The sequence below is a fragment of the Flavobacterium sp. genome (assembly GCF_043722275.1).
Taxonomy (GTDB): domain Bacteria; phylum Bacteroidota; class Bacteroidia; order Flavobacteriales; family Flavobacteriaceae; genus Flavobacterium.
Genome location: NZ_JAYSPC010000031.1, coordinates 1 through 15,110 on the forward strand (window position 1 = coordinate 1; position 15,110 = coordinate 15,110).

16 protein-coding genes and 2 pseudogenes are annotated in these 15,110 nt (G+C 33.5%); 1 reads left to right on the forward strand and 17 read right to left on the reverse strand.

From position 1 onward, the window contains the following. The 15 genes and pseudogenes from ACHZDT_RS04075 to ACHZDT_RS04145 all read right to left on the reverse strand — a co-directional run. Positions 1-375 (reverse strand): annotated as a pseudogene (locus ACHZDT_RS04075) (peptidase M61); the annotation flags it as partial. Positions 376-475: 100 nt separating this feature from the next. Continuing rightward, on the reverse strand, positions 476-754 hold the full coding sequence (locus ACHZDT_RS04080; RefSeq protein ID WP_213297686.1) for a DUF2805 domain-containing protein: 279 nt from the start codon (positions 752-754) through the stop codon (positions 476-478). A 120-nt stretch (positions 755-874) separates the two neighbouring features. Beyond that, positions 875-1,702, reverse strand: a complete 828-nt coding sequence (locus tag ACHZDT_RS04085; RefSeq protein WP_394773374.1) for a sterol desaturase family protein — start codon at positions 1,700-1,702, stop codon at positions 875-877. A gap of 144 nt (positions 1,703-1,846) precedes the next feature. Then, positions 1,847-2,086: a GlsB/YeaQ/YmgE family stress response membrane protein gene (locus ACHZDT_RS04090; protein WP_394773375.1), complete on the reverse strand. Its 240-nt coding sequence runs from the start codon at positions 2,084-2,086 to the stop codon at positions 1,847-1,849. A gap of 11 nt (positions 2,087-2,097) precedes the next feature. Further along, positions 2,098-2,820 carry an aquaporin Z gene (aqpZ, locus tag ACHZDT_RS04095; RefSeq protein WP_394773376.1) on the reverse strand — a complete coding sequence of 241 codons (723 nt, stop codon included), beginning with the start codon at positions 2,818-2,820 and terminating at the stop codon, positions 2,098-2,100. 29 nt (positions 2,821-2,849) lie between these two features. Beyond that, the gene (locus tag ACHZDT_RS04100; RefSeq protein ID WP_394773377.1) at positions 2,850-3,206 is read right to left on the reverse strand and encodes a MauE/DoxX family redox-associated membrane protein; all 357 of its coding nucleotides are present in this window, start codon (positions 3,204-3,206) and stop codon (positions 2,850-2,852) included. Positions 3,207-3,298: 92 nt separating this feature from the next. Then, complete coding sequence (locus ACHZDT_RS04105) at positions 3,299-4,195, reverse strand: EamA family transporter (RefSeq protein ID WP_394773378.1); 897 nt, start codon at positions 4,193-4,195, stop codon at positions 3,299-3,301. A gap of 205 nt (positions 4,196-4,400) precedes the next feature. Beyond that, on the reverse strand, positions 4,401-5,546 hold the full coding sequence (locus ACHZDT_RS04110; RefSeq protein ID WP_394773379.1) for a peptidylprolyl isomerase: 1,146 nt from the start codon (positions 5,544-5,546) through the stop codon (positions 4,401-4,403). Positions 5,547-5,585: 39 nt separating this feature from the next. Next, positions 5,586-6,665, reverse strand: coding sequence for a peptidylprolyl isomerase (locus ACHZDT_RS04115; RefSeq protein WP_394773380.1), 1,080 nt, complete (start codon positions 6,663-6,665; stop codon positions 5,586-5,588). A 14-nt stretch (positions 6,666-6,679) separates the two neighbouring features. After that, complete coding sequence (gene gldI / locus ACHZDT_RS04120) at positions 6,680-7,339, reverse strand: gliding motility-associated peptidyl-prolyl isomerase GldI (protein ID WP_394773381.1); 660 nt, start codon at positions 7,337-7,339, stop codon at positions 6,680-6,682. Between the two features lie 6 nt (positions 7,340-7,345). After that, positions 7,346-8,350, reverse strand: a complete 1,005-nt coding sequence (locus tag ACHZDT_RS04125; RefSeq protein ID WP_394773382.1) for a bifunctional oligoribonuclease/PAP phosphatase NrnA — start codon at positions 8,348-8,350, stop codon at positions 7,346-7,348. A gap of 449 nt (positions 8,351-8,799) precedes the next feature. Continuing rightward, positions 8,800-10,062, reverse strand: coding sequence for a voltage-gated chloride channel family protein (locus ACHZDT_RS04130; RefSeq protein ID WP_394773383.1), 1,263 nt, complete (start codon positions 10,060-10,062; stop codon positions 8,800-8,802). 173 nt (positions 10,063-10,235) lie between these two features. After that, positions 10,236-10,619: a RidA family protein gene (locus ACHZDT_RS04135; RefSeq protein WP_394773384.1), complete on the reverse strand. Its 384-nt coding sequence runs from the start codon at positions 10,617-10,619 to the stop codon at positions 10,236-10,238. 344 nt (positions 10,620-10,963) lie between these two features. Further along, on the reverse strand, positions 10,964-11,269 hold the full coding sequence (locus ACHZDT_RS04140) for a chaperone modulator CbpM (protein WP_394773385.1): 306 nt from the start codon (positions 11,267-11,269) through the stop codon (positions 10,964-10,966). Beyond that, a complete protein-coding gene (locus ACHZDT_RS04145; protein WP_394773386.1) occupies positions 11,262-12,179 on the reverse strand; it encodes a DnaJ C-terminal domain-containing protein in 918 nt (305 codons plus the stop codon). Before ACHZDT_RS04145 ends, ACHZDT_RS04140 begins: the two co-directional genes overlap by 8 nt. A 301-nt stretch (positions 12,180-12,480) precedes the next feature. On the opposite strand from ACHZDT_RS04145, the gene ACHZDT_RS04150 reads away from it, so the two are divergent. Next, a complete protein-coding gene (locus tag ACHZDT_RS04150; protein WP_394773387.1) occupies positions 12,481-13,194 on the forward strand; it encodes a hypothetical protein in 714 nt (237 codons plus the stop codon). A gap of 79 nt (positions 13,195-13,273) precedes the next feature. Here the strand turns inward: ACHZDT_RS04150 and ACHZDT_RS04155 are convergent. Continuing rightward, positions 13,274-14,532: pseudogene (locus ACHZDT_RS04155) on the reverse strand (MFS transporter). Between the two features lie 147 nt (positions 14,533-14,679). After that, a partial coding sequence (locus ACHZDT_RS04160) for a thiamine pyrophosphate-dependent enzyme (RefSeq protein ID WP_394773388.1) occupies positions 14,680-15,110 on the reverse strand: 431 nt, incomplete at its 5' end.

Genomic DNA, 15,110 nt, shown 5'->3' on the forward strand with positions numbered 1-15,110 from the left:
TTCGGTATCAAAAGTATCTCCAACTAAATAGGTAACTTTTTTTAATGCTTTCGCATTTGAAATAGACCATGAATTATCATCAATTCTTTTTACTGTTAATGCATTTCCTTTAGCATCAAAAGCTTTGAAATCATCTGAATATTTACCGTAATTATCTGTAGAATAAGTTCCCGGAACTGTTTTAGGAATACTATAAATTACTTCGTCAGTTTTTATTGCCGGAGGAGTTACTGTTACTAAAACTTTATCGTCTTTTACATCGATAAGATTAATAGTCACATCTACAACATTGCTTTTTGCAGCACCGGTTGAGCTTCCTGTTTTACAGCTCCAAAGGGTTACTGCGAGAGCTACGGTATAAAGTATTTTTTTCATTTGTTTGTATTTAGTTATTTGTATTGGACTTGTAAAATGTAAAAAAGTTACAGTCTCATTAAAAATATAAAAAAAACTCCTGAATTTCAGGAGTTCGGTGTTAGTCTAGCTTATTTTTTATATAATATTTCCCATCCAGATCTTCATCAAAATCATCTATTTTAACGGGTTTCGGCTTTGGTTTATTTGCAACTGCCTTCTTTTTCCACATCTCAAATTTTTCAAGTGGCATTTTCTTCTTCATGATTTCCAGAACTTCTTTTTCTGCCAATCCAAATTCCTTTTTTATGATCTCAAATGGATTTTTTTCTTCTAAGGCTAGCGAAACAAGTTTTTCGGTTTGCTCCCAATTCAATTCTTTGCGGTTACTCTTTTTCATCACGTGAAAATTAATTCAAAATAGGGGTTAATGATTAATAGATTGATTTTCAATTTAAGTATCAATATTAATAAAAAAAATAATTACTTCGCTCAATGTGAGAGATTTTTTTTAATGATTTTAGTTGTTTTTTGCAGATTTTGATTTTTGAAACGGAATTTGCAGCAAATTTTTCAATTTATTGTTTTCTTCAGAAGCCATATGTGTGTCTACTCCGTAAATTAATTCTTCTTTTGGCAAGGTGGTAAAAGTACCAAAAAGCCGATCCCAAACTGAAAAAATATTTCCGTAATTACTATCTGTATAAGGCAAAACATAATGATGATGAACTTTATGCATGTTTGGAGATATGATAAAATAACTCAAAATCATATCCAATTTTTTGGGAAGAGAAATATTTGCGTGATTAAATTGCGAAAAAATAACCGAAAGACTTTGGTACAAGAAAACCATCCACATTGGACTTCCAACAATTAAAACGCCCAAAGTTGTAAATATAAAGCGCATTATGCTTTCCCCGGGATGATGTCGGTTTGCTGTGGTTGTATCAATCCAGGTATCTGTATGATGAACGATATGAAAACGCCAGAGAAATTTTATTTTATGCTGAACATAATGGGCGAGATAGGCACCAATTAAATCCAATAGAAGTAATCCTATGATGGTGTAAAACCAAATTGGTATTTTGGGTAACCAATTTAATATTCCGAAATGATTTTGGGTTGTCCAGTTTGCTGTCCTTATTAAGATAAAAGCCAAAACAAAATTAACAATGATTGTAGTAAAAGTCAAAAAGAAATTGATTCCTGCGTGTTGCCATTTTCGATATTTCATCTGAAACAACGGAAAAGTGTTTTCTATTAACCAAAAGATTGTAATTCCTCCAATGAGAATTAAACTTCGGTGTGAAGAAGGAATTGAGCTGAAATAGGCTATAATATCATTCATAAAACTAAATATTAAATTGATAAAGTTTTAATCTGTTTTCTTTGAAGTGGTTGATCCTAAATTATTGGCATATAAAAAAGAGAAAACCGAATATAAATATATCTGATTTTCTCTTTAAAAGTAAGTTATAAGGTAAATATTTTATTATTTTTTGATAAGGCTTATTATAAATAACAAAACCCATGCTCCTCCAACGGCTATCAGTATTTGCCAAAGAAGTCCGCCGCCGCCAATACCAAACTTGCCTGCGATCCATCCTCCGATAATTCCACCAATGATTCCAACGATGATATTACCCAGAAGTCCAAAACCTGCACCTTTCCAAATTTGTCCTGCCAGCCAACCTGAAATTGCTCCTATAAGTAAGAAATATAAAAATGCCATAATTTAAATTTTTAGTTGTTTGATGAATTTTCATTTTCGTTTTTTTGTAATAGGGTTTTGTATATAAATCCAGCTAATAATGCTCCTAAAATTGGTGCTAACCAAAATAACCAAACCTGAGTCAGTGGTTCACCACCTGTAAAAATTGCCTGAGATAATGATCTTGCAGGATTTACAGAAGTATTTGTAATTGGAATACTAATTAAATGAATCAAAGTTAGTGCTAAACCAATAACGATACCGCAAAAACTTGTATTGGCGTACTTATCTGTTGCTCCCAGGATTATTATCAGGAAGAAGAAAGTCAGTACAAATTCAGCTAAAAAAGCAGATTGCAGGGAATAACCATCAGGAGAGAATGCTCCGTAACCATTTGAAGCAAATGCTCCGGCTTGTGCATTGTTTATTGCATTTCCGGCTTTACCTGTCCAAATAATAAATAATGTTCCGGCTGCGGCAATTGCGCCAACACATTGTGAAATAATGTATGGTAAAAGTTCTTTGGCAGGAAATCTTCCTCCAGCCCATAAACCTATTGAAACTGCGGGGTTAAAATGTCCGCCTGAAATGTGTCCAACAGCATAAGCCATTGTTAAAACCGTTAAACCAAAAGCTAATGCAACACCTGCAAATCCAATCCCTAGTTGAGGATATCCGGCAGCAAAAAGTGCGCTTCCACAACCTCCAAAAACAAGCCAAAAAGTTCCGAAGAACTCAGCAAATAATTTTTTCATAATAAATAATTTTAATTAATAGTTGATTGTTAAAGGGTATATTGGTATGCCCAAAAAATCAAAACCAATTGTAAGGGCAAACGTACAAATAAAATCCAATTTGGTAAACCAAAACTTGCTTTTTTATTTTGATACATGTATAAATTTGAAGGAAATACAGCAACTAGTAATGCTATTATTCCCCAAGCCGCAAAATTTGATGTGTAACCAACCATTAGCAGAGTGCCTAAAATAACTTCGGCAGCTCCGCTTAAAATATTTATTAATTTGGGATTCGTGAAAAATGGCGGAATGATTTTGATATACATTCTCGGATTTCTAAAATGATTTAATCCGGCAAGTATAAAAAGTGCTGCCATTAAATATAAATGCCAAGGTAAATTCATAATGATATGTAATTTGTTTCTGACGAATTTATGGAAAAATTAACAATTAATACATTATGAAAGGCATTTTTTTTAGATACTGGTAAAATAAGTTAATTTTTACGCTTAAAATTTACATTCATAATAATTATGGCAAGGATAATTAAAACGATTCCAACCCATTGCGTAAATACAACTTCTTCGTTTAATAACACGTAAGCCATCATTACAGAAACAGGAAGTTCAAGTGCCGATACAATACTTCCTAATCCAATTCCGGTTAACGGGAAACCTGCTGTCATAAGCATTGGCGGAATAATAGTTCCAAAAAGAGCTAATATAATTCCCCATTTCATGAAGATTTCAAAGTTAAAAGGAGCAACCTGCGTAGCAATTGCAAATGAAAACACAATAATAGATCCGCCTAAAAGCATATATAAACTACGTTGCGCAGATGAAATTTCTGTTGCTACGCTATTTGCAGTAAACATTGTTGTAGTGAAAGATGCAGCAGCTAAAATTCCCCAAACAAGACCTCGCCAGTCCAGGTTTATTTCGTTATGAAGTATATTTGTCGCCAAAACAGTACCAACAAGTACGATCATTACAGCGATTACTTTTTGTTTTGAAGGCAGTTTTTTTTCTAAGATCATTTCAAGTAAAACACCCATCCAAACGGTTTGCATTAATAAAACGATCCCAATAGAAACGGGAATGTATTTTACTGCTAAGTAATAAAATAAACTTGTCATACCTAAAGAAGTTCCGGCAATCATCAGGCTGAAAATATTTTTTTTGCTGGCTTTTACAACTTTGTCTTTATGTTTGATTTTCTGGAATGCATTGATTAATAAAATTCCAATAATTCCTAATATAAATTGAGATGTTGTTACTTCGGCAGTTGTGTATCCTTCTGTGTAAGCCATTTTTACAAAAGTGGCTAACATTCCGTAAGTTGTAGCTCCTATTGCTACTAAAAACACTCCTTTTAATACGTTATTTTGTGACATTTTATCTGTTTATTTTAAAAAATTAAAGCTGGCAAAGGTACGCTATTTGTTTAGGAATTAATAGTAAATGACCAGAAATAGTATTATCGCAGTAGTTTCCGAATGAATTTGTGTTCTAAAATTATGAATTTGACAGTATTAGACAAAAATAAAAAACCCGTCAAAATCTAAATTTTGACGGGTTTTAAAGTATAAAAATCAACCTTTATTTTACAACAGGTTGTGTTTTGTAAGTTTCAATTTCAAAAACTAAAGTAGAATTTGGCGGGATTACACCTCCGGCACCTTTTTCTCCATAAGCTAAATTTGCAGGAAGAAAGAAAATTGCCTTATCACCATCCGTCAGCATATCTAATGCTTCGATAAAACCAGGAATCATTCCGTCTTTTTTTCCAACTGTAAAAGGAAAAGCCTGATATCCTTTTTGAGCGTCACGATTTGCATCATATTTGCCATAAGCTTTTGCTACGCTTGCCATACTGCTGTCAAAAAGATTTCCGTCTTCAAAATATCCTGCATAATGAAAGAAAATTGGAGATCCTTCGGCTCCTTTTACACCAGTGCCTTTTTTAGTAATTACATATTTTAGGCCTGATGCAGTTGTTGTAGCTTTTGCTTTTGTTGCAGCAAAATAAGCCGCTTTTTCCTTTACTACTTTTTGAGATTCACCTTTTTTAGCTTCTTGTTTTTTTACATCATCGGCTAAAACTTTTACAGCATCAAACTTTTTAGCGGCAGCACCTTTACGTGTAATGGTGATTTTTGTCATAATATCATCCTGAACAATTTTATTTACATTGTCCATTCCTGAAACTACATGACCAAAAATTGTATGCTTTCCGTTTAACCACGGAGTTTCTTTATGGGTGATAAAAAACTGGCTTCCGTTTGTAGCGGGACCAGAATTTGCCATAGCAAGAACACCGCCTTTTGTAAATTTCAATTCATCTACAAATTCATCTTTAAATGAATATCCAGGACCACCAGAACCGTTTCCGTCCGGATCTCCACCCTGAATCATGAAATCATTGATAACTCTGTGAAATTTTAATCCGTCATAAAAAGGTTTTCCTTTTAGTCTTTCCACTTTTACATTCGGATTATTTCCTTCTGCAAGAGAAATAAAGTTAGCGACCGTTATAGGTGTTTTTACGTATTCTAAAGAAACCACGATATCACCTTTTGTAGTGGAGATAGTGGCAAAAATGCCATCGTTAGGATCTGTTGGTTTAGCAGTTGCTTTAGTTGTTGTTTTAGCAGCCGGAGCTTTTGCTTTTACAGCTGGTTTTTTTGTCTGAGCCTGGATATTTACTACCGCCAGACAAAATAAAAATAGAAATTTAAATTTCATAGTGTTTAGAATTTAAGTCTATGTGAATGTTTTATATAATTATTGTGGCTTTTCTAATAATTGAATTTCGAAAATAATGTTAGCGTTTGGCGGAATAACTCCTCCGGCTCCTGTTGCTCCGTATGCTAAATGTGACGGAATAAACAGAATTGCTTTATCTCCAAATGAAAGTTGCTCAATTCCTTCGATAAATCCCGGAATCATTCCATCTTTACGACCTGCCTGAAACGGAATTGGCTGATATCCTTTTTGTTCTGCTCTTGCTGAGTCAAATTTTCCAAAGGCTTTATTTACTTCTTCAACACTTGAATCAAATAAAGTTCCGTCTTCTAAGAAACCTGAATAATGAATGTATAATTGAGTTCCGGCTGCCGGTTTTTTACCAGTTCCTTTTTCTGTAATTAAGTATTCTAAACCAGTGCTTGTTTTAGTCGCTTTTGGTCTCACAGAAGCAAAATAATCTACTTTTTCTTTCTGAACTCCTGCGAATTTACTTTTTTCTTTAGCTATTTCAGAAAAATAATCGTGAAATACTTTTACGGCATCAAACTTTTTAGCCGCTTCACCATTTCTGATAATCGTTACGGCAACAACCGTATCACCTTGTTTTACCTGATTTACTACTTCTTGTCCTTTTTCAACAACATGACCAAAAATAGTATGTTTTCCGTCTAACCACGGAGTTTCAACATGTGTGATAAAAAACTGGCTGCTATTTGTTCCCGGACCGTTATTAGCCATTGCCAAAACACCCGCTTTATCAAATTTTAAATCAGTGATTTCATCTTTAAATTTATATCCTGTATCTCCGGAACCGGTTCCTTCAGGATCTCCGGTCTGAATCATGAAATCTTCAATAACTCTGTGAAATTTTAAACCGTTATAAAAAGGTTTGTTTTTCAAATAATCTTTAGTTACAAACTCATTTTTTCCTTCTGCCAAGGTTACAAAATTCGCTACTGTAACAGGTGCTTTTTGATAATCTAATTCAACAATAATGTGCCCTTTATTGGTTTCAATATCGGCATATAAACCATCAGGCAAGTTGCTGTGTTCATCTTTACAAGAATATAATGAGCTTATGGTAACAGCTAATAGTAATAAAATACTCTTTTTCATTTCTTAAATGTTGTTTATGGGTTTATTGTATCTTTTTTAGTTGGAGCTACTGGTTTCGCTGGAGTTACAGGTTTAGGAGCAGATGTAGTCTGAGCTTGTCCCACTATTGTAGCAGGTTTAGCCGTTGGATCAGGTACAAAATTGCGAAGTGTTACAGTACAAATCAACGACTCATTTGTTGCTATTTTTTTATTATCACCATGATATCCGTATGCCATATGTGATGGAAATAAGAAAGTTACGGTTTCATTTTTATGCATCATTTTAATACCATCGCGCAATCCCATCATAATATCCTGTTTGTCTACATAATACGTCTGCGGACCAAGATCAGCTTCAGAATAAATAATTTTACCTTCAATATCTTTTACTTCAAGATTAAAATAGGCAATATCTCCTTTTTTAGGAGTTGCAGGATCTGTAGTATTTCGTTCGTCATAATACAGCCAATATCCCTTTCTTGTTGCGTAATATTTTATTTTAGGATTGCTTTTGATTATTTTTTTAATAACATCTTCCTCGTTAGCTACTAATTTTTTATTTCGGTCAACAGATTTTTTCATGAAAGTTCCTGATGCCTGAGAAATAGGTCTTCTGGCATCTTCATGTTGTTTACAGCTCACAAATAAAACAGCAAAAAGTAGGGTATAAATGCTTAGTTTTAAGTAGTTCATATTGGGTTATATTTTTAGTTTATTTACTAAATCTTCAAACTTATTTAAAGTTTCTTCCATTGAAACTTCAGATCTTCCTCCGGCCGCATTGCTATGTCCGCCACCATTAAAGTGGTCGCGCGCAAATTGGTTCACATCAAAACCTCCTTGAGAACGGAAAGAAATCTTGATAATTTTCTCATCTTTATTTTCGATAAAAATAGCAGTAAAAACAATACCTTTTATACTTAATCCGTAATTTACAATTCCTTCGGTATCACCTTTTACATAATCAAATGCATCCAGTTCAGCCTGAGTAAGCGAAGTATAAGATGTTTTGTGCGCTGTGAGAACTTTCATGTTTTGTAATGCACGACCTAATAATTGCAAACGGCTGTAAGAACTATTATCAAATAATAAAACCGGAATATGCGTATTTTCAACTCCCAGATCAATTAATTCGGCAATAATTCTATGTGTGTTTCCTGTTGTTCCCGGAAAACGGAAAGAACCTGAATCAGTTAAAATTCCGGTATAAATGCACGTAGCAATTGTTTTATCGATGTCTTCTTTTTTTCCTAAGAAAGAAATGAAGTTATAAATCATTTCACAAGTTGATCCAAATGTCGTGTCAGAATACATAAAAGCAGCATAATCATCAGGTTTTTGATGATGATCGATCATGATAAATGGAGCCGTAAGCTTTGCTAAAGTATGTTCCATTTCGCCGGTACGATGAAACGCATTAAAATCAAGAGTAAAGATCAGTTCAGCTTCTTCTAATATTTTGGTAGAGTTTTGAGTATCTTTTTCAAAGACTTTTACTGTTTCAGAACCTGGTAACCAAGCTAGAAAATCAGGAAAATCATTTGGTGCGATCACCGTTGGATAGTGATTATTTTTTAATAAAAAATGGTATAAAGCTAAGGTTGAACCCATAGCATCGCCGTCAGGACCTCTATGCGGAATTATGGCGATTTTCTTTGGGGTTGCGAGTAACAATTGTATCGCTTGAATATCTTGTATTTTCATAGTGTGCGAATTTACATTTTTTTAATGTAATGTTGAAATGATTTTACAGATTAACACACTTTTATAAATTATGAGTTATCAATTATAAATTGTGAAATGTGAATGGCAGGTTTGGAATTTGGAATTTTACTTTTGGAATTAAATTTTATACGCTGATAAAACTGATTCGCTAAAGCGAAAGCGCGGATTTAACGGATTTTTTAGTTCGGAGGGACGATTTATTTTGTAGCTAGGGATTTTAATCCCTTGCATATCGTTTATGTATTTGGAATTTGGAATTTTACTTTTGGATTTTACTTTTGGAATTTGTATTGATACGCTGATAAAACTGATTCGCTAAAGCGAAAACGCGGATTTAACGAATTTTTTTAGTTCGGAGGGACGATTTATTTTGTAGCGAGGGATTTTAATCCCTTGAAAATCGTTTATGCATTGTTGGAATTTGGAATTTATGTTTTGGAATTTGTTTTTGCTCTTGGATTTTGGAATTTAAAAAATTGGAATTTATTCTTTGGCACAATTTGCGATTTATAAATACCAACAGAACCTGATGAAAAGTAGGCAATTGTACAGGCAATGGCGATGAAAATTCCGGGTTGAATGCCAAAAAGTTCCATGCCCATAATCGTGCAGGCGATAGGAGTATGGGTTGCGCCCGAAAATACAGCAACAAATCCTAAACCTGCCAAAAGTGCAATTGGTAAAGGAATTATTAAAGATAAAGCACTTCCTAAAGTAGCGCCAATAAAGAATAACGGCGTAACTTCTCCACCTTTAAAACCAGCTCCTAAAGTAAATCCGGTAAATAGAATTTTAAGTAAAGAATCATACCACGGATTTGGATTCGAAAATGAATTGACAATTACCGGAACGCCTAATCCGGAAAATTTAGTGAGTCCGAAACCTGCAAATGCAATCGCAAGAAAGATTCCGCCTATAAAAGGTCGTAAAGGAGGATATTTAATATTTTTTGAAAAAAGAGAACCCCAAAAATGAGTACTTCTTGAAAATAACAAAGCAGCAAAACCAGATAGAATTCCGATTATTATAACATAAAATAAGGTCAAAATACTAATTTCCGGAACAACAGGAATAGTATAATGCGTATGTTTTACGTGCCAAAATTCTACAGTAAAATAGGCAACATAAGCCACGAGAAAAGATAATACAACGCTTTTGAAATTTATTTTACTAAAATATAAAACTTCCAAAGCAAAAATAGCGCCCGCTAATGGAGTTCCAAAAACCGATGCAAAACCGGCACTTATTCCCAGAATGATTAATATTTTCCTTTCGGAATTATCTAAATCAAAAAGCTTTGTGAATTGATCTGCGATTGCGCCGCCCATTTGTACAGCAGTGCCTTCACGACCAGCAGAACCTCCAAATAAATGAGTTATTAAAGTTCCTAAAAGTACCAAAGGAGCCATTTTAAGCGGAATCACTTTCGTGGAGTTTTCATATTCTTCGAGCAATAAATTATTACCTTTCACAACAGATTCTCCCCAATAATAATAACTCAAACCTACTAATAATCCGCCAAAAGGCAAAAGCCAGATAATCCAGTCGTGGTGAATTCTAAATTGTGTAACCCATTCTAAAGCAACAAGAAAAAATGCCGATGCAGATCCGGATAAAATACCTATCAAAACACAGATCAAAATCCATTTGAGAGTTGTCAGGAATATTTCTTTTATTTTTTGAGAAGTCATTAATTATTTAAGGAAGTTTGCCACGAATTTCACGAATTTTCACAAATTAAAAAAGCAAATAGAATTAAAGCATCACCAAAAATAATCTTTTTAAATCTTTTAATCTGTGGCAAAAAAATAATTCGCGAAAATTTGTGCAATTTGTGACAAAAAAAATATTAGCAGCAAAAAAATTACTGCACAACAGCCGTAAATTCAATTTCAACTAAATATTCAGGAGCAACAAGTTTACTAATTTCATAGAAGCCCGTTGTAGGTTTTACATCTTTAAAAAAAGAAGAATGCGCTCTTGCCACTTCTTCAAAACTAGTAATATCAGTTGTGAAAATTCTGGTTCTGATTACATCTTTCATTCCCACATTTAAATCTTCCAGCACCTTTTCAACACGTTCCAGAATATTAAAGGTTTGAGCATAAGCATCGTCGGCTTTTACTTTTTCGCCATCAACAATAGCCACAGTTCCTGAAACTTCGATGATATTGCCAATTCGTACTGCGCGACAATATCCCATTTTGTCTTCCCAAGGTGATCCGGTTAAAATGTTTTCTCTTTTCATTTCTTCTGTTTTTATTTGAATTTGTTTTGTCAATTTAAAATCAAATTCTGGTTAGTTAATTTGGCTGCAATTTATAAAATATGCAGATGATAAAGAGTATTATTCAATTGAAATCACGATGTGAATAATTATTTTTTGTGATATTTTAGAGTAGTTGGTTTTGTTTTTTGCCACAAATTTTCACAAATTAATCCATGTAGTTTGGTGACAGTAACTTCGCACAAACAATAATCATTTTAATCTGTGACAATAAAAATTAGCGGAAATTCGTGAAATTTGTGGCGAAAAAATAACTGTATATAAATCATTTTAATAAGTGAAATCTGTGGCAAAAAAACACTTCATTACTCAATTTGATGCTGCTGATAAAGCCTAAGTTTGTTCTGAGTTGTCACAAGATTTTGTTGCAATACTTCGATTTTGTCCAATAAGTTTGCAATGACATCAATTCCTTCCAGATTAATTTTAAGATCATAATGCAAACGAATCATTTTTTCGACTGTAGGTAATTGTTCCGGTTGCAAATATTCATCTTCTTCCAGAATAATAATTTCTACCAAACCATAATTATGTAATTCAGTTATAAAAGTATTTTCAATTTCGTGATATACACAAAATTGTTTTATCAGGATCAGGTCTTTACTATTCATGATTTCTTAATTTTGCTAATTCTTCGAATAATTCTTTTTCTTTTTCCGATAATTTTGTCGGAATTTTTAAAACATAAGTGATGTATAAATCCCCAAACTGATTCTCTTTTTTATAGACAGGAAATCCTTTTCCTTTCAGCTTGACTTTAGTTCCGGGTTGAGTTTCAGCAGGAACTTTAATTTTTACTTTTCCATCAAAAGTATTCACGTAAATTTCTCCGCCTAAAATTGCCGTATACAAATCAAGGTCAACATCGGCATATAAATTATTGCCTTCTCGTTTAAAGTCTGAATTATTATCGATTAAAAAAGTAATGTATAAATCGCCATTTGGTCCGCCGTTTGCGCCTGGAGAACCATGATTTGGGATTTTTATAATTTGCCCGTTTTCAACTCCGGCAGGAATTGTGATTCTGATATTTTTACCATTTACCGTGAGGTTTTGTTTTTGAGTAGTATATGCTGCGGATAAATCCAGTTGTAATTCGGCATTCAAATCCTGACCGCGGTATTTCGCCTGACTTCTGGAACTTCTTCCGCCAGAACCATACATCGAATTGAAGAAATCAGAAAAATCACTTCCTCCAAAATCTCCTCCGCCAAAATCAGAATAACTTTGATTTCCTTGCTGTCTTGAAGATTGTTGTTGATTAGGATCGTAACCTGCTTTTTCAAATTCATCAGCATGTTTCCAGTCTTTTCCGTATTTATCATATTTTTTACGATTTTCCGGATTGCTCAAAACCTCATTCGCTTCATTGATTTCCTTGAATTTTTTCTCGGATTCTTTATCATTTGGGTTCAAATCAGGATGATGTTTTCGGGCGAGTTTTCGATAAGCTTTTTTTATCTCGGCTTCTGTGGCTGATTTCGTGATTCCTAATACTTTATAATAGTCAATGTAGTCCATTTGATTGCGTTTTTAATAAGTAAATTAAAACATTGAAGTTAGGAAGAAGTTGCTAATTATCAAAATCATGTCCACTTTTTAAATAAAAAAAAACTGGAATATTTAATGTTGTTTTTTGAATTTAGAATTTTTTATTGAAATTTAATTTAAATACTGGCAGGTTTTTTGCTTTCCAAAAATTAGCCTAATATATTGTTATAATAATCTTAAAGCGGTAGTGCATAACTAAATTATGCTATTTTTGTGAAGCATACTTTAATTTTATAAAAACTATAAAAGCCGATTCGATAATACTTTTTCAATGAAGCACATTTTATTTTTCATATTATTTTTTACAGCTGTAACGGTCTCAGCTCAAACTGAATTTGGTACTAAATACAGACCAATTGCAGCACCAAAGTTTGGCGCAAAACCTAAAAAAACGCCACTGCCTGAAATTAAAAATCCTCAGGCTGATAATATGGATATGCCGAGTATTAAAACGCCAAATGTTTTTGATAATACGAGTATTACCCCAAAATCCCAATTGCAAATAGGAGTTGAAAAAAGCAAGTTTACAATGTCTACCGAAACTGATTTTGCTAATCCGGGCGATCGTTATGTTCCAAAAATGGAAAAAGAACTGGATAAAGCTTTAAGAGATGCAGGATTAAAAGAAGGACGCGGAACATTAGTAAAACATAATATTTCCTTAGGAGATTTTAGAACTAAATCTAAATATTTTATTGTTAAATTTCGTGATTTCGGAGCTATTGATGGCGATTTGGTAAAAGTATCTTCGAATGATAAAGTAATAAGGGATCAATTATTTTTAGATTCTAATTTTAAAGATGTAAAAATTGATCTTGTTGACGGATTCAATAAACTGGATTTTGAAGCATTAAACATTGGTACTTTAGGCGGAAATACTGCCGAAATTCAGGTATTTGATGATAAAGGACAATTAGTTACCAATGATTATTGGGACAACCTTGCCGCAGGTTTTAAAGCTTCAATTATAGTCACAAAAGAATAAGATGCGACGAACGCGTCATATCTTACATTGTACATCTTCATTCTTGACTCTTGCATCTTCACTCTTTCTTCTTTGCTCTTTACTCTTTCACAACATCAATTTTGCTATTCCCTTCACCAGTTTCTTTAAGCATAAAACTCACTACAATTGCAATAGATATCCCGATAATCCAAAATAAACCCGCTTGTTGAAAATGCACTATTTTATCACTTGTACTTTCAAGAGTTTGCCCAAATAACCGGCTAAATAGCGGACTTAAAAGTGTTGTTACTCCAAAAGTTATAAAATTAATCGCGCCTGTTGCGCTTCCTTTTACATTATCAGGATTTGCCTCTTTAATTATAGAATACGGAATCATTGCTGCTCCGGAACCAACACCCAATAAAAACATACTAATTTTTAGCGGAAGCAAATCTGGAAAATATAATAACTGAATTAATGTTACAATCATCATTAATGCGCCAAATATTAAAACTGGTTTTCGTTTATTGATTTTGTCTGTAATATATCCCAATAACGGACATCCGAATACCCAGCCAAATGCAACCATTGCACTTGAAATCGTTGCGGTATGAAAATCTAAAGCTCTGTCTTTTTGAAAAAACGCAACCGCCCAAGTCATGGCAAAAATTGTTGTAGGAGCAAACAATAATCCCGAAACAATACCGCACAACCACGATTGCGGATTACTGAAAACAATTTTATAGGGAGTTAATATACCTTGTTTCTTTTGGATAGGTTCTGTGTTTTCTTCCGTTCTATTTGCGGGAGTGATGAACCAAAGTCCAAAAGCAACTATAAGGGTGAAAATTCCAATAGAGAGCCAAAACGTTGTAATATCCATTCCTTTTTCGATCAAAGGACCTACAACAAATTGTCCCGCTGAGCCTCCAAGCATTCCAAAACATTGGGTGAATCCTATTGCGGTTGCTAATGATTTTGCCGAAAACCCTTTACTGGCAAGATAAACCAACCCGGAAATGCAAAAGCACATCCTGCGCCTTGAAATAATCGTCCAGTTAAGCCGCTAAACTGACTGGAAATCATAAACAATAAACATCCAATTCCTAAAATAAGAGCTCCGGCAAAAAGGGAATATTTTGCCCCAAAACGATCGAGTGCAATTCCTGCAATCAAACTGCAAGTTGAATAAGTGTAATAATATGTCCCGATAATTGACACTAATCCAATTTCGTTTACCGAAAAACTATTTGAAAGTTCCGGAAGCATGACTGCCGGTGCGGAACGAATTACGTAATCTAAAAAATAGAAAACCAAACCAAATACCCATGCAATAATGTAATATTTAGTATATGATTTATGAGTATTGATATCCATCAGATGTATTTTAATTTATTTGAGCTGTATCTAAATCAACACGAATTTCACGAATTGTCACGAATTAGTTTGTGTAATTGATTTCACAAACTAACTTAACCGTTAAGATTCGTGACAATTCGTGAAATTCGTGTTTAGTATTTGTTTTTAAATACCTTCTTTTAAGTGTTTGTAGTTCGATTTAATAGTATCTAAAACTTCCTCCATTTTACCTCCAAGCATTAATCTTGTCATGGATTTTGCCATACCTACAACTTGTTCCCATTCTACTTTTGGAGGCATTGCGAGCGCATTTGGATTCGTGAAGACATTTAGTAAAACCGGACCATTATGTCTAAATGCATTTTCAATTGCTATTTCGACTTCTTCGGGTTTATGCACATTTACTCCCTGAAAACCCATTGCCTGAGCCACTAAACCAAAGTCAGGATTCACCATATCAGTTTCATTATCGGGTAAACCGCCAACTTCCATTTCAAGTTTGACCATTCCTAAAGCGCGATTATTGAAAACAATAATTTTAATTGGAATATTATATTGTTTAATCGTCGCTAAATCCCCTAATAACATTGATAATC